The sequence below is a fragment of the Acidithiobacillus thiooxidans ATCC 19377 genome (assembly GCF_009662475.1).
Taxonomy (GTDB): domain Bacteria; phylum Pseudomonadota; class Gammaproteobacteria; order Acidithiobacillales; family Acidithiobacillaceae; genus Acidithiobacillus; species Acidithiobacillus thiooxidans.
The window spans coordinates 586,145-606,210 of the sequence record NZ_CP045571.1; the positions used below are offsets into that span (position 1 = coordinate 586,145).

17 protein-coding genes and 1 pseudogene are annotated in these 20,066 nt (G+C 56.8%); 14 read left to right on the forward strand and 4 right to left on the reverse strand.

Translation table 11 applies throughout. The features are described 5' to 3' along the window. Nucleotides 1-90: 90 nt before the first annotated feature. Nucleotides 91-720 carry a Panacea domain-containing protein gene (locus GCD22_RS03150; protein WP_170286682.1) on the forward strand — a complete coding sequence of 210 codons (630 nt, stop codon included), beginning with the start codon at nt 91-93 and terminating at the stop codon, nt 718-720. Between the two features lie 644 nt (nt 721-1,364). On the opposite strand, the gene GCD22_RS03155 is transcribed toward GCD22_RS03150, so the two are convergent. From GCD22_RS03155 to GCD22_RS03165, 3 genes are read right to left on the reverse strand one after another with little or no spacing between them, the layout of a single operon-like run. Further along, nucleotides 1,365-2,405 carry an IS5 family transposase gene (locus tag GCD22_RS03155; RefSeq protein WP_153940396.1) on the reverse strand — a complete coding sequence of 347 codons (1,041 nt, stop codon included), beginning with the start codon at nt 2,403-2,405 and terminating at the stop codon, nt 1,365-1,367. Next, complete coding sequence (locus tag GCD22_RS03160; RefSeq protein ID WP_153940397.1) at nt 2,390-2,779, reverse strand: addiction module antidote protein; 390 nt, start codon at nt 2,777-2,779, stop codon at nt 2,390-2,392. The genes GCD22_RS03155 and GCD22_RS03160 overlap by 16 nt, the downstream gene beginning before the upstream one ends. 7 nt (nt 2,780-2,786) lie before the next feature. Next, nucleotides 2,787-3,155, reverse strand: coding sequence for a type II toxin-antitoxin system RelE/ParE family toxin (locus GCD22_RS03165; RefSeq protein WP_280527713.1), 369 nt, complete (start codon nt 3,153-3,155; stop codon nt 2,787-2,789). A gap of 148 nt (nt 3,156-3,303) precedes the next feature. Here GCD22_RS03165 and GCD22_RS03170 point away from each other — a divergent pair, with 148 nt between their 5' ends. Then, nucleotides 3,304-3,708, forward strand: a complete 405-nt coding sequence (locus GCD22_RS03170) for a hypothetical protein (protein ID WP_153940398.1) — start codon at nt 3,304-3,306, stop codon at nt 3,706-3,708. Here GCD22_RS03170 and GCD22_RS03175 read toward each other — a convergent pair. Further along, nucleotides 3,701-4,189, reverse strand: coding sequence for a hypothetical protein (locus GCD22_RS03175; protein WP_153940399.1), 489 nt, complete (start codon nt 4,187-4,189; stop codon nt 3,701-3,703). The genes GCD22_RS03170 and GCD22_RS03175 overlap by 8 nt on opposite strands. A gap of 581 nt (nt 4,190-4,770) precedes the next feature. On the opposite strand from GCD22_RS03175, the gene GCD22_RS03180 reads away from it, so the two are divergent. From GCD22_RS03180 to GCD22_RS18330, 12 genes and pseudogenes are all read left to right on the forward strand, one after another. Further along, nucleotides 4,771-5,439, forward strand: coding sequence for a VirB8 family type IV secretion system protein (locus GCD22_RS03180; RefSeq protein ID WP_031575572.1), 669 nt, complete (start codon nt 4,771-4,773; stop codon nt 5,437-5,439). Between the two features lie 12 nt (nt 5,440-5,451). Then, a complete protein-coding gene (locus GCD22_RS03185; RefSeq protein WP_031575575.1) occupies nt 5,452-6,627 on the forward strand; it encodes a TrbG/VirB9 family P-type conjugative transfer protein in 1,176 nt (391 codons plus the stop codon). Nucleotide 6,628: 1 nt separating this feature from the next. Beyond that, a complete protein-coding gene (locus GCD22_RS03190) occupies nt 6,629-7,630 on the forward strand; it encodes a TrbG/VirB9 family P-type conjugative transfer protein (protein ID WP_153940400.1) in 1,002 nt (333 codons plus the stop codon). Between the two features lie 2 nt (nt 7,631-7,632). After that, a complete protein-coding gene (locus GCD22_RS03195; protein WP_031575578.1) occupies nt 7,633-9,048 on the forward strand; it encodes a TraB/TrbI/VirB10 family type IV secretion system protein in 1,416 nt (471 codons plus the stop codon). A 10-nt stretch (nt 9,049-9,058) separates the two neighbouring features. Next, nucleotides 9,059-9,361 (forward strand): hypothetical protein, encoded by a 303-nt coding sequence (locus GCD22_RS03200; RefSeq protein ID WP_153940401.1) that lies wholly within the window; start codon nt 9,059-9,061, stop codon nt 9,359-9,361. Then, complete coding sequence (locus GCD22_RS03205) at nt 9,358-9,999, forward strand: lytic transglycosylase domain-containing protein (RefSeq protein ID WP_153940402.1); 642 nt, start codon at nt 9,358-9,360, stop codon at nt 9,997-9,999. The genes GCD22_RS03200 and GCD22_RS03205 overlap by 4 nt, the downstream gene beginning before the upstream one ends. A 10-nt stretch (nt 10,000-10,009) precedes the next feature. Beyond that, nucleotides 10,010-12,460 carry a type IV secretory system conjugative DNA transfer family protein gene (locus tag GCD22_RS03210; RefSeq protein ID WP_153940403.1) on the forward strand — a complete coding sequence of 817 codons (2,451 nt, stop codon included), beginning with the start codon at nt 10,010-10,012 and terminating at the stop codon, nt 12,458-12,460. Continuing rightward, nucleotides 12,438-12,686, forward strand: coding sequence for an N-6 DNA methylase (locus GCD22_RS03215; RefSeq protein ID WP_031575591.1), 249 nt, complete (start codon nt 12,438-12,440; stop codon nt 12,684-12,686). The genes GCD22_RS03210 and GCD22_RS03215 overlap by 23 nt, the downstream gene beginning before the upstream one ends. Before the next feature lie 52 nt (nt 12,687-12,738). Further along, the gene (locus GCD22_RS03220; protein ID WP_031575594.1) at nt 12,739-13,179 is read left to right on the forward strand and encodes a ribonuclease H family protein; all 441 of its coding nucleotides are present in this window, start codon (nt 12,739-12,741) and stop codon (nt 13,177-13,179) included. Between the two features lie 76 nt (nt 13,180-13,255). After that, the gene (locus GCD22_RS03225) at nt 13,256-14,245 is read left to right on the forward strand and encodes a hypothetical protein (protein WP_153940404.1); all 990 of its coding nucleotides are present in this window, start codon (nt 13,256-13,258) and stop codon (nt 14,243-14,245) included. Between the two features lie 816 nt (nt 14,246-15,061). Next, a complete protein-coding gene (locus tag GCD22_RS03230) occupies nt 15,062-19,054 on the forward strand; it encodes an EAL domain-containing protein (RefSeq protein ID WP_153940900.1) in 3,993 nt (1,330 codons plus the stop codon). Between the two features lie 854 nt (nt 19,055-19,908). Then, nucleotides 19,909-20,064 (forward strand): annotated as a pseudogene (locus GCD22_RS18330) (IS3 family transposase); the annotation flags it as partial. Nucleotides 20,065-20,066: the final 2 nt, after the last annotated feature.

A 20,066-nucleotide genomic window follows, 5' to 3' on the forward strand; every position in this document is an offset into this window, starting at 1 on the left:
TGTGTGCAGGAAGGGTCAGAGACCATGTGGTCGAACGTGCTTGCGTCATGTCAAACGTTTATGCTACAAGGAGCACGCAGGAGATTACCTATGGAACGATACATGATATCAGCACCTTCGGCCTTTCCTTTCGATGCCCGGAAAGCTGCCCAAGTGGCAGCGTTCTTTCTTATTAAGGCGCGAGAGAGAGACGCAAACGTTTCCGTTCTGAAGCTCATGAAACTCATGTATCTCGCCGAACGGGAATCTTACAAGCAGTATGCTTCTCCCATGATTGGGGATGCGTTGTTTTCGATGCAACATGGACCCGTTCTATCCAATACGTTGAACCTCATCAACTCAGCACCCGATGAAAGGCAGGGTGGTGAACACTGGGATGAACTCATTTCAGAACGAAACGGGCATTATCTCTATCTACGCAGCGATGCACCGATACAACATGCTGATGACTTGCTTGAATTGAGCGAAGCGGATTTGGACATTCTTGAAAATCTATGGAATCAATTCTGTCGTTATTCGGCTCACGATATAAGGGAATACACCCATAACCCGGAAAACTGCCCGGAATGGGAAGATCCGGGCAATTCCAGTCGCCCTATTTCTATGGAGACCATGCTGAGGAGTATGAATTACACGCCTGTAGCCATACAGGATATTTGCGAGAACTTGGAGAAAATGGCATTTATCCAAGAAAAAACAAAAAATAACGTATTATATTAATATGGTTCTTTCTCCTGGCGTCGCTCTATTTATTCCAAGCGGGCCATCTGGCGATCATTTATTTGTGATTGTGTTTGGTCCCAAAAAGTTACCAGCCTACGGTGATCAGGATCAGTTCCTTTTGGTTCCAATTTGTACTGCTATCACTGGCTGTTCTCATGAGTGCCGAGTGCCTGTTGGGTGCCACCCATTCGTCACACATGACAGCTATGCTGATTTTGCGCATGCGCAAATAAGAAATATAGTGGACCTGTGCCAGAATGTAGAAACCACACTCTTTAGACTCCACCCTGTCAGGATTGACCCGCCGACGTTACAAAAAATGATCGACATCCTTCCAAGATCAAAGCAAGTGCGCCGATTCATAAATAAAGATTTTTTTGGAGATTCACGCTGAAATTGTGGTTGCGGGAGTCAGCAGCCAGTCTATACGGCGTATTATTATGAGACGCACAAGAAAGCGCTCCGTAGCAACTCTGGTTAAGCCCCTGTAGGGCACTTCGAATAACAAAAATTTCACGACTTGAGAATGGAATATTCCCCTTTCCTCGCCACTTTCAGGCGATTTTTACGCATTATCCCTACTTTATCTGCGTATTTCCAGTATTTTTAGCCTTTTTCGTGGGCTTTGGACGGATTGATCCCTACCTGGCCACCGATTGCTGCATTAAGCAGGTAAATCGCCGCATGTTATAGACCAGATTCATCATGCCGATTTTGACTTCAGCGCGAGCCATACCAATGGTGCGCAGAAACTTACCACCCTGCTGTACCATGGCGCCAAAGGCATGCTCAACCCGTGCGCGGTGGTGTGACCGGCGCGTGTTGGCCAACTCCTGGGCCTTGGTCAAGGGGCGGTTGCGTTGCGCCTTCTCGTGGATTCGGCTGCGGTAACCTTTTTGACATAGCATTTGCTCCGCTTCCGTTGAACGATAGGCGCTGTCCGCAAAAACCTGTACGCCCTGATTCTCCGGGTCCAGAAGCGCTTCCAGGCACTGACTGTCATGCACAGCGGCATCCGTGACCATGTACTGATGAATCAGCTTGTGGCGCTTGTCCACGTTGATATGGTTCTTGTATCCGAAGAAACTGCGGCCATTCTTTTTGGTCCAGCGGGCATCGGTGTCTTTCTGGCGGCGCTTGGCGGGCTGATCCTGCCACGTCTGGGGCGTTTCGCCCTGATTGACCTGTTCCCGCTCCTTCCGGTGCATCCGTTGCCGTGGAACCGTCACAAAACTCGCGTCGATGATTTGCCCGGCCCGTGCGGCGTAGCCGGCTTCCCGCAGAAAAGCATGGAAGGCCGTGAACAGTCGCTCCGTCAGTTTGGCCTGGGCCAGTGATTCACGGAATAGCCACAAGGTCGTGTTATCGGGTACGGCTTCCTCCAACCCAAGCCCCAGGAAACGCTGAAAACTGAGGCGATCCCGAACCTGGTATTCGGTTTGTTCGTCGCTGAGATTGTGCAGTTGCTGTAACACCATCATCTTGAAGAGCAGCATCCGGTCGTAGGGCTTCCTCCCTCCCGGCCCTTTGGGCTTGGCCTTCGGCACACTCTCCAGAATTGGGCGGAAGCGCTCCCAGGGAATGAGCCGGTTGAGCAGCGGCAGGCCGTCGCCCAGCAAATCCAGTTCCCGCAACCGGCGGTCTCCGGGGAAAAATCCTGTTTGCCCTACCAGTCCTGCCATGGTTGCTCTCCCTTCCAATCGGCTCCCTGCATTTTACTGGAAATGGGGAGTTTTTCGAACCGCCCTGTAGCCGATGGGTGACTGCTTGTGTGTGCTGGTTGGAAGGAAAGCCGCAGGCCGAGTGCCTGGGTTATTTTCAGCACCGTTACCAGGCTCGGGTTCCCTGTTCCGGAAAGGGCCTTGTCCAATCCTTGGCGGCTCATGCCTACGTCGCGGGCAAGCTGGCTGAGGTTGCGGGCGCGGGCAACGTCTCCCAGCGCTGCAAGAATCAACGCGGGGTCGCCATCATCCATCGCAGCATCGAGATAGTGCGCAATATCGTCCTCAGTCTTGAGGTAATTCACGGTGTCGTAGCGTCTGAATTGCACTTCCATGATAACATTACTCCTTCCATTGCGTTGCAATGGCTTTTGCCAAAGCAATGTCCCGTTCCTGGCTCCCCTTGTCTCCGCCGCACAGAAGCGCCACCACAACTGGTCCGCGCCTCATGAAATAGACGCGATAGCCAGGACCGTAGTCAATCCGCATTTCCGAGATGCCTTCACCTACAGGCTTCACGTCTCCAGGATTCCCAAGGCTCAATCGGCGCATCCGCACCTGAATCCTTGCGCGGGCTTGGTGGTCGCGCAGACCTTCGAGCCATTCTCTGAACACGTTGGTTTCTATGAGTTCAAGCATATGACAACCATAGTTGCTATGTGCTCGCATGTCAACCGCAGTTGACAGATGTTGATCATGCCCCGCGATCATCTCACCCGGCCCCGATCTATACCCTCTCAGGATCCCACCTGAGAGGGTTTTCCATGACCAGTCCCCTGCCTGCCGGCCAGCCTGCCAATGTCTCCAATCTCTGGTTCGAGATCCGCATGGCGCGATTTGATTTGCAGGACATTGCAATATGATGACGAATGACAACACGTCATCGAACTTTCTGGAGATGGCCTGTTTCGTAAATGGTTTGGTGTCAACAATCCCAACTCCCGAATGTTATCCAGTACTTGGGGCGCATGGTCACCAACCATTTATCGAGATTTCCCATGGTCAGCTGGAAGATAGGACCATCTTCTGTACAATTTATGCTGAGGTTGATGGCTGCTTCAGGCTGGGATCAATACCCGCATTCCCGAATAAGCGCGAGACCACCATTGAGCTTCCGCAGTTTGCTTACATCATCGGTCTCACAAGGCTTTTGGAATCAAAACTCCGGTGTTCCTGCAAAGTGCTGCATCCTCTGAATGATCACGGAGACTTCTTTGTAGATTGGCAGGAGGCGGTCATATCTATCATCGACGGAACTACTTGATATAAATGTAATCAAGGCTATCAACGATAACGTCACAGCCACGCCCCCCAATGGCTGGCCTCCCGTAGGCGTACCACTTAATAGTTTTGTCTGGCTGGCATAGATCATTTAGCCTTTGACATAGTGCATGATGTGAGCGCGGCGAATTTTGGTTCAACAAAGCAGAAGTGTTTATCTTCACAAAAAATTGGATCTTAGCCAAATTGGGGACTTTTGCGGCTATTTCGCTAGTTATTTTGTAACATCCATCTAAACCTATAACAACGCCTTTCCCGTGATAAATACGATCATTATTCCAATTGATATATCGGGGGGTACGGAAAGCGTCGTCATAGTTTGTATCATCGTCCAGCGTCAATGGCATTTGTTTCAGATTTTTCTTAAACCATTCGTTTCTCTTGCCTTCATGGAGATGGTCTCTCCCGAATAACTCATAGCCTTCGGCAAGAACAGCGTTGCGAACTTCTACCAATGGTTGCAATAGATATGTCCTTGGCCTTGCCAGGCCAGCAACTCCAGCCTCCCGTCGTCTTCTTCGTACTTCGTCTGGCGTCGGAGGTTCAGATCTGCTATTGCGCGCGGTATTGCTCGCTCGCGGTGCAGGACGAGTAATCAGAACTTCTGGCGCATGCATGACACTTTTCACATAGTGTCTTTTCGTTGGTTCATTAACATGGCTTGGAACGCTATCAGGTGTTCCGTCGCACCCATATCTATGGGCACCAAACCTTGCTGAGAAGTGGGGAGACTTCGATAGCTCTCCAGTTTCATATATCAGCACACTACTTAGCCTGATATCGCAGTATGGACAGTAAAATTTATCGAACGCGGTCTCATCCCGAAGGAATAGAGAACGGTAGTCCCATGCGCTTAACGGTTCGCCACCTGGCTCCGTTGAGGCATAATCTGACATATGCGCACCCCCCTACAGAATTCAGCCATGACCCAAGATACCCAACATCCACTCCGCTGGATATACCCTCGCTCGCCGGGCGCGAGCCCCGGTTATCCCCCCACCCCTTGATCTATACCCTCTCAGGAATCATCTGAGAGGGTTTTTTCATGTCGAGCAATCCCGATTATCTGGCCGCCCGCCAGGAATGGCTTGAGCGCTACGGCTCCTACATCGCTCAGGCGCGGAACTGGCGCATCGCTGCCCTGTCGGCCATCGGCATTGCCGCCCTATTTGGGGCGGGTATGGTGTACGAGGCAGACCGTGTCCATGTGGTGCCCTATGTCGTCGAAGTGGACAAACTGGGCAAGGCTGTGGAACTGGCGCAGGCCGTGCGTGCCGGTTCTTTCGCCCAGCCGGTGGTGCAGCACATCGTTTCCCGCTTTGCCTGGTTCGCTTTTACGCGCAGCCCGGACAAGTACGTGCAAAAGCACTTCATCGACGAGTCCTATCACTACATCGCATCGAGTGCGGAACCATCGCTGGATGCCTTCTACGCGCAGCACAATCCCTACGCGGCCTATTCCAACAAGACGCAGGGCAACACGGTCACGATCCAGAGCGCCGTTCCCGTTGGGCAGGTGACGGCCAAGGGTGGCTCGTACATCGTCGATTTCCTGGTAAAGCACTATGGCCCGCATGGCGGCATGGATGGCGAGCAGAACTGGCAAGGCACGGTCACTTACGCGACGGTCCCGCCATCGAACAACCCCAATGTCCTGAAAGGCAATCCCTTCGGCATCTATATCACGCACTTTGCTTTCAGTCCGCAGGTGTAAGGAGAAGATGACATGAAAAACAGAACATGGCTTTCTTTGGGGCTCGCCGTCCTTCCTGGATTGGCGTTGGCAGGCGTGGATACCAGTCTGCCGCCGGTGAAGCCGATCGCTTCGCTGCAGGGGAATCCGGCAACGAAGCCTGCAGGGACGAAAACCGAAGCAGTCCATCCGTCAGCGACACCATCCGCATCTGGCGGTACCACGTCTGCGGGCCAGAAAGTCCCGGCCATCTCCCCGGAGGCTGCCGCGCAGATAGCGTCGGCGCAGGTGTGGCAACAGTCCATCGCCACACCGCCCGAGGGGCCGGAAAGTGCGGCAACCAGAGTGCTGGTCCGCCAGTCACTGGCGGCGTCCCAGGCAATGGACAACACCCCTCCGGTGATCGGCGGCGCGAACGGAACCGTCACCAGCCTTGCAGGCGGCAGCCTTGCCGGACGGCCCGTGCTGGTCTGTTCGCCACTGCATACCTGCATCATCGAACTGCCAGATGGGGTCAAGCCCGTGACAACCGTCGGCGTCAGCCCATCGGAATGGAATGTGCAACAGGCGCTGGTTGGGAAACAGCCGGAAATCTTCCTGAGCCCGAAATTCAAGGGGCTCCACCAAAACATCGTGGTGGCCGCGACCGACCAGGGCAAGCCCATCAACTATGAAATCCGTCTGGTCAGTGACGCAGTGCGCTACATTCCCGCCCTGAAGATCGAGGATAGCGGGGGCGAGGTCCGTTCCTGGAAAACAGACTTGCAGTCAGCAGACTTGCAGTCAGCAGACTTGCAGTCAGCAGACTCGCAGGCGGCAGCCTTGCAGACGGCAGACAACGCACCAACGGATCAGTCGGCTGCCGACCTTCAAGGCAATGTACTGCCTCTGCCCAATATCCGTCTCAACCACGTCAATCTTCGCTGGTCCATTCATTGCGGTGGCGACGGATGGTTCAGTTCCAGCGACTGCAAACCGATCCGTCCATTGCGCGTGTATGACGATGGGACCCATACCTTCATCGACATGCCCCATGGGCTGGCGAGCCACGGAGGCTTTCCCATCCTGCAGGCCCGCAATGCCAGTGGACACCTGATCGGAGTCGATACCCAGATCCGGGGCAACACCTATGTCGTCGATTCAGTTCCTGCCGAGATCCTGTTACGTCTGGGTTCTGAGGTGGTCACCATTCAGCAGAGGGGGAAGTAACATGCGCGACGTTGCGTTGACGATGAAAAAACGGTCTGTGTTGATTATGGCCACGATTGCCATGGCAGCAAGCGTACCCGCTTCCATGGCATCCACGGTGAAGGCGCCGGAAGTTGCTGGACAATCCTCACCGATTGCCGGGATCGTGAACACCGCCCAGATCTTTCGGCACAGCATGAACATCCACTATGGCGAGCCTATCCAGGCGGTGGAGCAACAATCGGTGCGGGCCTTTGCCCTGGGCACGCTCTCGCAGCTCCCCGTATTCACGCGCCCAGGTGGAGAGGTCATCGTGCCACTGGGGCAAGTCCTGCCGGTGCTTCAGACCGCCCCTGGCAACTTCTCCGTGGTCATTCTGGGGAAGGGCGTCAAGCCGGTATCCCTGGTCGGCGCCCCAAGCGCCGAGTGGGTCGTGAAGGAGACCGCCGCCGGCGGGCTTGCAGCCGGCAGGCATCCCATTCTGGAAATCATGCCCCGTTTTGCCGGACTCAAAGGCAGCATCCAGATCGTGGCGACCAGCCCACATGGCTATCCGTTGACGTACACCGTGGGTTTGGTCAGCGGTGCCTCCCGGTTCACACCGGTTCTGTCCTTCTATCGCGTCCCTCACGTTATCCCCCAACCCCGGGAAGCCGTGATACGCGACCAGGACAGGCAGGCGACGGCCTCCGTCGCCAATGCTTCGCATGCCAATACTCCGCATGTGAATGCCACACATGCCGATCTCGACTGGAAAATGCAGTGTTTCACGGGCGACTGTAAGCCTGTCCAGCCGATCAGCGTGGTCAGCGACATAAAGGACAGGATGACCTATATCCGCCTGCCTACAGGGAAACCCCCGATGGTTCTGGTGCGCAACAAGGCAGGCAAATCCTTGCTGGTGGGCTACCGCATGGAAGGGCACACGCTGGCCGTGGGGGCCATCCCCTACCGCATCGATCTGCTCACGGGTCACTGGAGTCACCTGGCCGAAATTCGCCTCACGAACGAGGCAGGAGCATAGCCATGAAAAGCGGCAAAGACTTTTTCTCCGATTTGCTCCAGAAAAAGAAGGGGCTGCCGCCCGCAGGGCAACAGCCCGCCATGGATAGCAGCAAAGGCCCTGGCGGGCAGCAAGGTCCTAGCGGGCAGCAAGGACCACAAGCCGGTCAGCCCGGGATAGAGGTCAAGCCGGACAGGGACCGGATGGCGACGCGTATCAAACGGACGCCACTTTATATCGCGGCTGCGGTGGTTGGACTGGGCGCCTATGGCGGCTATGAGTATCTGCAAAGTCATTCGATGTTCGGGAACGCCAGGCCGCAGGCGCAGGCCAAAACCATCCGACCGGCGAACGGGACTGGCGCACCTGCCGCCCCGAAGCATCGGAAGCAGGTCCACAAGCCTACCGCTCCTGGAGGGGCTGCGGACACGCCGGCAACCGTGGCCACGAACAGCGCGGGTGGACAGTCCCATCCAACGCCCGCCCCAGCGTCCACAGGACCCCAAAAGAATCCCTACGCAACGCAGGACGCCGCCTTCGCGTCCGCCCTGGGTACGGGAAGCGCCGGGAGCGGATCTGGTGAGGGCCTTGCCTGGAAAACGCAGGGGTCAACGCCGTCCGCGCAGGCCCCGACAGTTCTCCCTATGGCCCTGCCGGGGGCAGCCCTGGCTGATGCAGAACAAGCAGCCGATGGCGCCAGAAAAACGAAGAAAAAGACCCCGCCGCCCCTGGTGACACGGGAGACGAGCCCCTACGAGATTCTTTCTGGATCGGTCATCCCCGCCGTTTTGCAGACGGGAATCAAGAGCTATCTGCCGGGAGAGATCGTGGCGGTGGTCAGCGAGGATGTCTATTCGTCCGTGAACGGGGCAACGCTCCTGATCCCTGCCGGCGCCAGACTGGTAGGCACCTATGATACCCAGACCGCCCTGGGCATCAACCGGCTGGCCGTTGCCTGGACACGCATCGAGTTTCCGAACGGCACCACCATGAACCTGCCGGGATACGGAGGAGCGGGCGGTTCCGGATACGCCGGCTTCGCCGGGGAGGTCAATGACCACACCTGGCTGATCTTCAGGAATGCGTTATTGATGTCGATCGTGGATGCAGGGATGGCGATTTCCTCTCCGTCCACTTCAACCAGTGTGACAGGCCAGATGTCCGGGAATGTGGCTCTTCAGGACAGCGAGCAATCCCTGGCGCAGACCTTTGGGGAAGCCGAATCCCAACTGCTGGAAAAGTACATCGACATAGCACCCACGATCACCATTCATCCTGGTTATCTGTTCTCGGTGGTGGTGGCTCACGACATGGTGTTCCCCGGCCCTTACGACCCGGCCATGCAGACGGGATTGGCAGGCACCGAGCCTGCGCTTGGGCCGAACCTCAATCCCTATGGGCTGCGCCCTGCGAACGGGTTGCACCCTGCAAAGGGGTAAGGAGAGAAACATGCGCGGAAGCATCATCGTCCGGACGGAACACGATTGCGCCGGGCTTTCGCCTGAAAAGCGAACGGCGATCGTGACGCAGAAGGTGCGCTCTCTATCCGATGAGGGCCTGCAGGAATTGGCGTGCCGCCGGGAGAAACAGCACCCGGGGCGCCGCCTTCGCCCCATGTCGATCACCCTGCCTGCCGACGTGCTGGAACGTCTGCAACGTTTCCAGGGAGCGAGATGGAGCGTCTCCGCGCTGATCGATCGGCTTCTGGAATCGGAAGATGCCCACCCTGAATCATCACGGAGTTCGCAATGATTCCATTACCCCAGATCAGTGCCGAATGCGCCCCTATGGTCGCTGCCCGGACGATGGCCGCCATTGTGCAGGTGGAGTCCGGGGGCCGCCCGTTGGCGATGTGGAACAACAGCACGCGGAGCATGGTCACTCCCGGCGGTCGGGCTCAGGCCATCCAGTATTTGCGGAAAGCCATGGCCGCTGGCCAGCGGGTCGACGTCGGGCTGGCCCAAGTGGATACCGGGAACTTCGCCGCCTTCGGGCTCACTCCCAGGACAGCCTTCAATGCCTGCGCCAACCTTCGGGCTGGCGGCGAGATCCTGCACATGGATTGGCAACAGGCGCTGGCCAGCGGCTACCGGGGCCAACAAGCGCTCTACCACGCCTTTGAGGCGTACAATTCCGGGCGGCTCCGGGGCGATGCCCAATATGCCAACCGGATACTGGGTGCCGCTGGAGTACCCACGTCCGCCGGCTGCAAGCCTGCCGGCTGCAAGCCCGCCGCCTACGGCGGATTGCGCCCCGTCTCCTGGGGCAACCAGGTCAATGCGGCATTGCCGACCAATCCCTTTCCTCAATTTCGCTGGCAGGCAAAACCTGCTCAGGCGGTAACGCCTGCATCATCAGGCGGCTCCCACTCGTGGCCGGTTCTCCCATAAGGACTTCGAGATGGTAAACAAGATCCATGCCCCTGACTCCGCCGTCTCAGACTACAAGGTCCAGCGTCTCGCCCGGGGCGGCAGGCTCAAGACGACGCTCGCTGGCGTTGCGGTTGGCGTCCTCGGTTACACGCTAGGCATATCCTATGTGGCCAGGGACGTGTTTCCTGGCTACCAGTGGACCGATGATTTCATCCAGAAGGCGCATGCCTACATCGCATTGCCTTACGGCTGGCGTCTATATAATCCTCTGCCTTTCCTGCGCCCCATGATCCTGAACATTCATTATCCAGTGATTCATCAGGCATTCTATGATGCCGGTCTGCCTGCCGTGGTGCTGGGAATGCTCACGGCGGGGATGCTCGGGAAAAAGCACAAGGACGCGCAAAAAGCCGTCCTGGACAATCCTGTGCATGGCTCAGCCCATTGGGCGGGCAAGAGCGACGCGATCCGCGCGGCGCTCCTGCCCTCTCCCCCGCCAAAGACGGTGATGGACTCCCTGCGCCCCTGGCTTGGCTTGCACCCTGCGAAGGGCTTGCACCCTGCAAAGGGCTTGCACCCTGCGAAGGGGCTCAAGGGAGATTCCGACTGGACCCACTGGAAAGACCGGCAGGAAAAGCGGAAAAAGGAGGCCGCCGAATGGCGGAAGAAGAAGGCGGAGAGCGAGAAGAAACGCCTGTCAGAGATCCCGGAGCCGACAGTTTTTGACCGGTTTGACTCTCCGCATGTCTGTTATGTTGGGGCTTTTGTCGAGAACGGGGTGGCCACTCCACTCCAGCACACAGGGGCAGAGCACATCCTGGTCTTTGCCCCGACCCGATCTGGCAAGGGCGTGGGCCTGGTGCTGCCCACGTTGCTGGACGGCTGGATGGACTCGGTGGTCGTGCATGACATCAAGGGGGAAAACTTCAACCTGACGGCGGGATACCGCAAGGCCATGGGGCACCACATCCTGAAGTTCTCACCAGGCTCGGTATCCGAAGAAGGTTGCCACTTCAACCCACTGGATGCGGTGCGTGTCGGAACCCAGTACGAAGTTAAGGACGTGATGAACATTGCCACGATGATTGTGGACCCGGATGGCAAGGGACTGAACGATCACTGGCAGAAAACCGGCTTTGCCCTGCTCACGTCCATCATCCTGCATGTGCTCTACGCCATGCCGGACAAGACCCTGCGGGGCGTTGCCGCCTATCTCAACGATCCTACGCTGGAAAGCGTGGACGTAGCCTTTGAACGCATGATGCAGACGGAGCATGACCCGGATGAGCAATATGGTTGGAGGGACGGCAACGGCCAGTTCACCAAAGTGCATCCGGTCATCGCGCAATCCGCGCGGGAGATGCTGAACAAGGCCGAGAATGAAAAATCGGGTGTCATTTCGACCATGATGAGCTTCCTGTCCCTCTACCGGGACCCCATCGTCGCGAAGTGGACCGAGTATTCGGACTTTCGCATCACTGACCTTCAGGACGCCGAACAACCCGTCTCTCTGTACCTGGTTACCAGTCCGGAAGACAAGAACCGGCTCAAGCCCCTCATTCGCCTGGTGCTCAACCAGATCGCCTCCCAGTTCACCGCAGAAGAACGCCTGGAAGCGAAAGACGGGCGAATCGTCGCCAAGGGAAGGCATCGGCTGCTCTTGCTGCTCGACGAGTTCCCGAGCCTGGGCAAACTCGATGTATTCCTGGACAGCATCGCCTTCCTCGCAGGCTACAACGTCAAGCTGTACCTTATCACCCAGGACATTGCCCAGCTGGAAGATGAAGGCCACGGCTACGGCAAGGCCGGGGCCAAGACCATCATTGGCAACTGCCACATCCGGGCGGCCTACGCGCCCAACCAGGTGGAGACGGCCAAGTGGATCTCTGACATGCTGGGCACCCGTACGGTGACCATGGAAAACGACAACCAGAGTTTCGACGGCTCCATGTTCAGCCAGAACAAGGGCTATTCGACGAGCCTCAGCTACCAGTCCCGCGCCCTGCTGACGGCGGATGAAGTCATGACCTTGCGGGGACCGGAAAAGGAAGGCGCCAATATCAAGACCCCCGGCGATATGCTGGTATTCGCGGCGGGCTTTCACCCCATCTATGGACAGCAGCTGCTCTATTTCAAGAACCCGGAATGGCTCGATCGGGCATCCATTCGGTGGCCAGAGAAGAGCGATTCCATCCCCGGAGCCAGGAAAGACTACAAGGCCATTCTGGGTGAGTCGGGTGGAACGCTACCCATCCCCCATATCGAGAAAAAGCTGGAAGGGCAGGCGCCCAATGGGCAGGGGCCTGTCGAGGAAGTGTCAGACGCAGAGAAGGAAGCCTTGGCAGCCACTCAGTCCGAACTCAATGCCCTCGCGGGGGGAAAACCTGCTGGCGAGGGGAAATATGATACCAGCGAGCGAGACGCGGAGAGGGAATCATTTGCGGGTCTGACGGAAGATAGTAAATCAGGGCAGGGGTGAATGGGAGGGTCGTTACGCACGCCGGGTGCCGATAGCCGAGATCGAGGAAAATGGCTATAACCTCAACATCTCCCGGTATGTCAGCACAGCCCAGGCCGAGGAAGAAATCGACCTGCAGGCGGTCCACAAGGAACTGACCACATTGGAGGACCAAATCGCAGAGGCCACGCAGCGCCACAATGCCTTTCTGCAGGAGCTTGGGCTACCGCTGCTGGGGACACCGTGACCGACTGCGTTATACTCTGGACGCAAGCTTTCAGTGCGAGAGGAATCGTTTTGTGACTGTATGGAAAATTTGGTGTGATGGGTCCTGTGGCCCAACCAATCCCGGCCCCTGTGCCTGGGGAGCAGTGATCGAGTCGCCGGATGGGGAGCGCACGGAACATTGCGGCTTTATTCAGAAACGGGGCACCAACAATATTGCCGAACTGACAGCGGCCATTGAGTCCTTGCGCAGGATTCCCGAAGGGGCAGAAGTAATTCTTTGCTCGGATAGCCAATACACCCTGAAGGGATTGGGGGAATGGCTTCCCGGTTGGATCAGGAAGGGCTGGAAAACGGCTTCTGGATCGCCGGTACTGAACCAGGAACACTGGAAACTGCTGCACCAGGAGTACCTTACCCGCAAGGTCAGGCTGGAGTGGGTGCGTGGGCATAATGGTCATCCGGAAAATGAGACGGCAGACCAGCTCGCAAACCGTGGATTGACCTTGGGATGAAGTGGGCGGGCCAGCATGTTCCCTATTTCGCCGCTGTAGCCCACAGCAAAAGAAGCACTTGGGATTCGCTGCCATCATGAGAAAACGTAGCGCCAGAATAGAGGCCCTTCTGGGAGAAATGATGCCGCTCGCGCACGCGGTCGATAATGCACTGAAGCACGGTTCGGAGATGTCGCGATTGCTGACATCGCTCTACAGCATCATGTACGAACGTGACGACGAAGCCTTTCAGGCGGTGCTTGAAACGCTCCGTGCCGAGGGTCTGACCGATCTTTGGCAATACTTTTGGGATCGGGCTACTGACATGGCTTGTGCGAAATCCTATGAAAATGACTACCGCAGCCTCCTGATTGCCGTTCCCTTCCTGGCCCCCTGGTCCGGAGAATGCCGAGCGGCTGACCGCAAGGCGCTATCCCAGGTTCTAAAGAAGCAGGGTGTCATACCCCCGCGTGGCAAAATCCACTGGGTTCAGCAACCGCAGTCGATTTACCATTTGAGAGATACCAGCCCAATGCAGCTGTGGGCATTGAACACGCCCACAGCCACAGCCCCCTATCCATGGAACTATAGCCGTGTGACGACGCCTACCATGTACCTGTTGGTGGGGCGATTGGAGTTTCCAGAGCAAAGCAAGCTCCACTGGCCCAATCCGGAATTGCTCATCCAGGCCCAAGCCGAAGCACTGGGCTGGCCGGTAGAAACGCTCGACGCCTGTGCCCCCTTGCAATTCTTTCTGGAAAGTGTGGATGATGAACCCGATTCCAGGGAGGATCGCCTGCTAGAGATGGTCTTCTCGGTCGCTGCAGCAGCAAAAAAACAGATTGAGGAAGAGCACCTTCCTGCAAAGGACTGTAGGGTCCTCCTGGAGGATGGATTAGATAATATGATCCATATCTATCTCCAGCCCAAGCATGGACGCAGAAACCTGCTCTGCAGCCTAGACTACGAGGCCGTCAGAGTGGCTCGGACACAGATCACGGACAAACTCAAACAAGTGCTGGAGGATTTCGGTTTCCCGGTGATCCAGAGTGGGCCTGCTGAAGCGCCCTCGACTAAGCTGCACTAATGGGCTACTAGGTGTGGTTGGCCAAATCTTTGGTACTCTGGCCAAGCTTTTTGAGCTATGTGCGAATCCTGGTTATAAACCCAAGAGTCGGGAGGACAAAGACCTGAGTGACCCATGCCTGCACTGGGTTGAAAAATGACAATCGGTGAGAGGCGCATGCAGAAGGCTATGTGGCACTTCGAAAAACCCTAGTTTTTGCTGAATGCCGATCTGCAACCATTTGATTCTTTTAGGTCTGCTTTTCGTCCGGCGGAGTTATTCGGAGTGCCCTATGGTAGTAATGCGGTTGTAACCACTTTATGGAGCTATGGTCTGTGCAGCTCGTGTCAACGGTGTTCTGTGGGAATTCCAAGTTGAAGGGCCGGTACAGACTGATTGCAGACATTGGGTTGTCCAGATGCCTGTTAGCTAATATTGAGGAACCCGATCACAATAATAATGGACGACTTGGCTCGCTGAATTGCACTATGCTTTCCCCATCACGGCATGCCAGCAGGAGAGGCCACCATGGCAATGGCACGACAGGCTGTTCGCCGGGTATCTGTAATCGATACCTTGCTATTGGCCGAGCAGAAACTCACCAGACACAATGATACCTTCTGTCTGGTGGAGCTAACCGGGTAGTGACTTGCAGATCCTTCGGCCCGCTCACTCAAAAGTCTCCAATATCCTCTCCCTGCATCATCACTGGAGTAGTCGTGGTGTTTGACGTACTTGAAAGAGGCGAATTGCCTTTTCCGCGTTCGCTACCGGATCCCCAGAGCATGTCGGTGCCGCCATGACGGATAGCTCTCTGGGTGGCGGGGACCATTGAATTTGAAAATCATCCCGAAAATTCCCGCATTTCTCACCCGTCCCATCACTATGCCCCCCTATCGGCGGACCATATTTCTGGTCTTTTGGGGGACGTTGGTAGGGATATTGGCTTTTGCCGGATGGTATGCCTGGTTCTCCTGGCATCGCTATGAGCAGAACAGTCAATATCGCCTGACGCTGGAATCCGATATGGTCGCAACCGTCACGCAGAATCTGCTGGACGGCCACGCCTCCGGGCTCCAGTTTTTGGGGGTGCAGTTACAGCGCGCAGATGCACTCCAGCATCCGCGCCGCGCCCGGACGCTCCTGCTCGATTACCTGAAGGCCACCTCGGATATCGCCAGCGCGAATCTTATTGCACGAAATGGCCAGGTCATTGCCTCCACGGCCGTACCGGCGGGGAAGCCGCTCCTGGATTTTCGTAATAATCCGGCCAGATGGCCGGATTTTCAGAAAGTCTTGCAGGCACATGGCATGCGGGTCTACCACCCGCTGCGTGGTCCGCTGGTGGGCGATCATTGGGTCATCCGCCTGAGTCGCACGGTGTTTTCCCCTGCGGGAAAACCCTTGTTTGTGGTGGCCACGCCGCTGCGCTTCAATGATATTGAAGACTTCCTGAGACACCTGCCCTTGCGCACGGGAACGGCTGTCGGTTTGATCCGGAGTGACTTTTATATTGAAGGGCGCTGGCCCACACCCCAGGGTGATCTCTCCAAGAGGCTTGCCCATCCCGTGCCTGCAGGAGAAGCCTTACGGCAAGTCTTGCAGCGTGCCCCCCATGCACGTCATGGAACTTATGCGGGCGTCGTCGCGGTGGGGGCGCAGGCCTACCGCTTTGGGGCCTTTACGCGTTTGAGCCATTATCCATTGACCGCTTTCGTTTCCATCCCCAGGGATCAATGGCTGGCCGCCTGGTGGCGACGACATATCCAATTCCCTCTGATCTTTCTGATCGTTGCTTTGGGGTTCGGCTTGGTTGCCTATCGACGCATCCTCTTCCTGGATAGCCGGCAGGATGTGCAACGCCAGACCCTGAAGCTGTTTCGTACCCTGCTTGATAATTCCAACGACGCAATCGAGATTGTCGATCCTGTCACGTTGCGTTTTTTAGATATAAACGAGACGGAATGCCTCGCCTTGGGCTACACACGGGGAGAGCTCCTGTCCATGAGCATTTGCGACATAGACACGGCTTACAGCGCGGATCCCCAGAAAGTGCTCGCGCAGTTACAGGAATCAGGACGCGCGTTATTCGAAACCATACACCGCCGCAAGGATGGCTCGACGTTTCCTGTGGAGGTCAACGTGGTATCTGTCGAACTCGATAGGCCTTACCTGCTGGCCATCACGCGTGATATCACCGAGCGCAAGGCGCTGGAGGCCGCCCAGCAGGACAGCGCCAGACGCCTACAACGGATCACCGATTTCAGTGTGCTTCTTTCCAGCGCCAATGAAGCCATCGCCCAGATGGAGAACGAAGCAGATTTGCTGCGATCCCTCTGCGAACTGGCCGTCCATCACGCTCATCTACGGCTGGCATGGATTGGTCGGCCCGATAGCGATGGCTGGTTTCAAATGCTTGCCGCCGCCGGGCCGATCGGCTATCTGGCGGGGATACGTATATCCGCGTCCGCAGAACTTCCAGAGGGACAAGGACCAGCAGGTCTGTCCTGGCGCGATCAAAAACTGGTTTACAATGCGTCATTCACCAAAAACCCTCGCATGAAGCCCTGGGCGCAGCGTGCCGAAGCCTTCGGGATTAGTGCGAACGCCGCTCTACCCATTTTCCGTGGTGGCAAGCGGTGGGCCGTCTTGGCGATGGGTCACGGTGAAGATGATATTTTCGATGCCGATCTCCAGAAGATATTGACGGACTTGGCCAAAGACGTCGGCTATGGCCTGGATCGCCTGGATATCCTGCGAAGGGAGCGGGAAGCCAACTTCTTCAACGAGGCGTTGCTGAACACGCAGTCGTCCGGCATCACTGTTACACGCTTTCCAGAAGGGATTCTCGAGCGGGTGAACGCGCGGATGCTGGAAATGTTTGGGGCCTCTTCGCAGGAGGAGTTTCTCGGGCACCCGATACGGGAGTTCTACCTCAATGAGGAAACCTACGATCAGGTGACAGTAGCGAAGCAGAAGAGCCTAAGCGAAGGCCACGGGGCGCTCAGAGATATGCCTTATCGCCGTCTGGATGGAGAGATCATATACATTGATATTTCTGTTCAACGCCTGGACGGCACGGATGGCGTGCAGCGCGTTCTCGGCACCCTTGTGGACGTGACGGAACGACATCGATTGGTGGATGAGCTCGCGCGGCAATCGTTCTCCGACATGCTCACCGGCCTACCTAATCGCCGCGCCCTGGATGCGGAAATGGATAAGGCGCTGGCGCGGTCCGACCGCCAGGAGCGGCTCCTGGCGGTGGGGTTTCTCGATCTCGACGACTTCAAACCGGTCAATGACACCTTTGGCCATGATGCCGGTGACGACCTGCTGAAAGAAATGGCCCGCCGCCTGCAGGACGCTGTGCGTCGGATGGATACGGTCGCGCGCCTGGGGGGTGACGAGTTCGTGCTGCTGCTGGAAGGCTTGCGCGATATGAATGAACTGGATCAGGTCCTGACCCGTCTCCAGACCGCGATTGCACAGCCCTTCAACATCAAGGGGGAGATGGTCAGTATTCAGGCGAGCCTGGGACTGACTATCTATCCTTTTGACGAGGCGGATGCCGACCTGCTCCTGCGGCACGCCGATCAGGCCATGTATGCGACCAAGGCGCGCCTTGGCCGGGCGCGCGAAGGGTGGGTGCAGCTCTATCACCCTGATTTTGGCACCCTCACCGTGGGCGATGAAACGTTGCGCCAGGATTTCCTGCGGTCCTTGGCCAGCGGAGCGGTGACACTACGCTATCAGCCTCTGGTAGCCATGGCGACGGGTCGGGTGGCAGGTCTCGAGGCCCTGACCCGCTGGCACCGGGAGGGTCAGGAGGTCTCCCCCGATCGGTTCCTTCCTTCCCTGGGCGTGCGGGAGCGTCAGGCCTTGGGGCGCTTCGTGCTGCAAATGGGGCTGCAGCAACTCGCACAGTGGCGGGACATGGGTCTGGACCTCTTTCTCAGCGTCAACGTCACCCCGGAAGAGCTCAACCAGCCCGGATTTGCCGATGCGGTCTTTGCCATCCTGGCCACCCAGCTGGGCATACCTCCGGAATCCCTGGTGCTGGAGGTGCTGGAAATCGGGGAAATCCTCGAACAGAAGGTCGTCATGGGGCATCTACAACGACTGCGCAGTGCGGGCGTCAAAATCGCCCTGGATGATGTGGGGAGCGCGTATGCCTCTCTCCTGCGACTCAAAAATCTGCCCATCGACGAAATCAAGATCGATCAGGGTTTCATCCGCGAGTTGTCGAACAAACCCCAGGACCTGATTTTCGTCGAAAGTCTCGTCAACCTGGGTTTGGGGATGGGCATCCTCATCACCGTGGAAGGAGTGGAAACTGAAGCGCATATCGCCCTCCTGCGCGAGATGAAAGTCGACTATCTCCAGGGGTATGCCATTGCCAGGCCGCTGGAGGCGGAAGCGGTAGCGAATTTTGTGAGCACCTTCGTCCTCGGCGCAGGGGATGCGGACACGCCGCTGCTGGCTTTGTACCAGCATCTGGAATGGGTGCGTGCGGCAGCAGAGTCCGCAATAAATCATGGACTTTACGAACATGCGGAACTGGCAGCCTGCCCGATCACGACCTGGCTGCACGCCCATGCATCAGAACTGCCCGAGGTAGAGACCTTGCTGGCCGAGCACAAAACAGTGCATATCCTGGGTCGGGAAATTCTCCAGGTACGGCAAAAAGGAACACGCGAGGAACTTCATCGCCTGCTCGGCCAGTTGCATGGGCACAGTCTTCAGTTTCAGGAAGGCTTGGGACAGGCGGTGAAGGCCATGCGGGAAAACGCAGAGGCCAAGGCACCACCTCCAGAAGGCGCCAACCAGTAATTCGGCGGTGTTTGCCAAACATCTGGCGAACAAGATTCCACAAAAACGAACGTTTTTTGACGCTTCGGTTTCATGACATTTTTGGGGCCATTTCTGGCCCTGAATCTGTCAATCGACTCGTCTATCTTTCCTATGTCTAGGTCGCGGTAGAGACAGTAGTTACCCACTGCCCCCCGCACAGATCCGTACGAGCGGAATTACCGCATACGGCTCCTACCTTAGGTCATGACGCGAAACCTTTGCGATGGGTAGGGATGAGCCAGTTTTACGGGAGGAAGGTATCGGTTCACTATCGGCCCAAAACGCCGCCAAGACATTCGTACGCGCTGACTGCGTCGCCTTAACGCATGCAGCCATGCGCGAATCACTTCCGTCCGGAAGCCATTCAGCCTATCCATGTTGCCGGGGACGGCGAAGCGAAGTACGCAAAAGTACCCGCGTAGCACCGTTCCCAACCAACGGCCTGACACCCTAATGGGTTCATGCCGTCGCCGCATCAACGTTTCCCTGATAGCACGCAGCGTCTGGCGCATGCGTTTCTTGACCGTCAAGCGTTGGATTTCATACCAACCCTGCCGGTTTTGGCTGCAGCAGTGTGTGAATCCCAGAAAGTCGAAGGTCTCCGGCTTACCCAGCCCTATTGGTGACAAAATGGCGCCATTTGGGCATCCGATGTATTTTACTGCGTGCATTGGTCATTTTTGGTGCGCCCGGTCACCGCGGATTCAATGGAATTGCGCCATGGGTTGCGACGACAGCAAAACTGCATTGAAGAAAATCTGTAAACGCAGTTTTCATGGGGCTTTTCCTATCGTTAAAAACACGCATTCGATAAACCTAGCAGGGGGAGAGTTGTCGATCAGAACCGAAACCGCTACGGGGTCGAGCCCATTTGCAAGGTATTGCAGATGGCCCCATCGGGATACCGGCACTCCGCTGCAGGTCGACGTAACCCGGCTTTACGGATCCCCCGCATCTTCCGGGATGAAGTACTACTGACGGAGATTCAACT

Excerpts from the sequence above, each read along its gene's own strand:
- GCD22_RS03210 (WP_153940403.1), top strand. The coding sequence starts at position 10,010 with ATGGTAAACAAGATCCATGCCCCTGACTCCGCCGTCTCAGACTACAAG.
- GCD22_RS03180 (WP_031575572.1), top strand. The coding sequence starts at position 4,771 with ATGTCGAGCAATCCCGATTATCTGGCCGCCCGCCAGGAATGGCTTGAG.
- GCD22_RS03170 (WP_153940398.1), top strand. The coding sequence starts at position 3,304 with ATGATGACGAATGACAACACGTCATCGAACTTTCTGGAGATGGCCTGT.
- GCD22_RS03205 (WP_153940402.1), top strand. The coding sequence starts at position 9,358 with ATGATTCCATTACCCCAGATCAGTGCCGAATGCGCCCCTATGGTCGCT.
- GCD22_RS03150 (WP_170286682.1), top strand. The coding sequence starts at position 91 with ATGGAACGATACATGATATCAGCACCTTCGGCCTTTCCTTTCGATGCC.
- GCD22_RS03190 (WP_153940400.1), top strand. The coding sequence starts at position 6,629 with ATGCGCGACGTTGCGTTGACGATGAAAAAACGGTCTGTGTTGATTATG.
- GCD22_RS03200 (WP_153940401.1), top strand. The coding sequence starts at position 9,059 with ATGCGCGGAAGCATCATCGTCCGGACGGAACACGATTGCGCCGGGCTT.
- GCD22_RS03165 (WP_280527713.1), bottom strand. The coding sequence starts at position 3,155 with ATGATCGCGGGGCATGATCAACATCTGTCAACTGCGGTTGACATGCGA.
- GCD22_RS03225 (WP_153940404.1), top strand. The coding sequence starts at position 13,256 with ATGAGAAAACGTAGCGCCAGAATAGAGGCCCTTCTGGGAGAAATGATG.
- GCD22_RS03160 (WP_153940397.1), bottom strand. The coding sequence starts at position 2,779 with ATGGAAGTGCAATTCAGACGCTACGACACCGTGAATTACCTCAAGACT.
- GCD22_RS03185 (WP_031575575.1), top strand. The coding sequence starts at position 5,452 with ATGAAAAACAGAACATGGCTTTCTTTGGGGCTCGCCGTCCTTCCTGGA.
- GCD22_RS03195 (WP_031575578.1), top strand. The coding sequence starts at position 7,633 with ATGAAAAGCGGCAAAGACTTTTTCTCCGATTTGCTCCAGAAAAAGAAG.
- GCD22_RS03155 (WP_153940396.1), bottom strand. The coding sequence starts at position 2,405 with ATGGCAGGACTGGTAGGGCAAACAGGATTTTTCCCCGGAGACCGCCGG.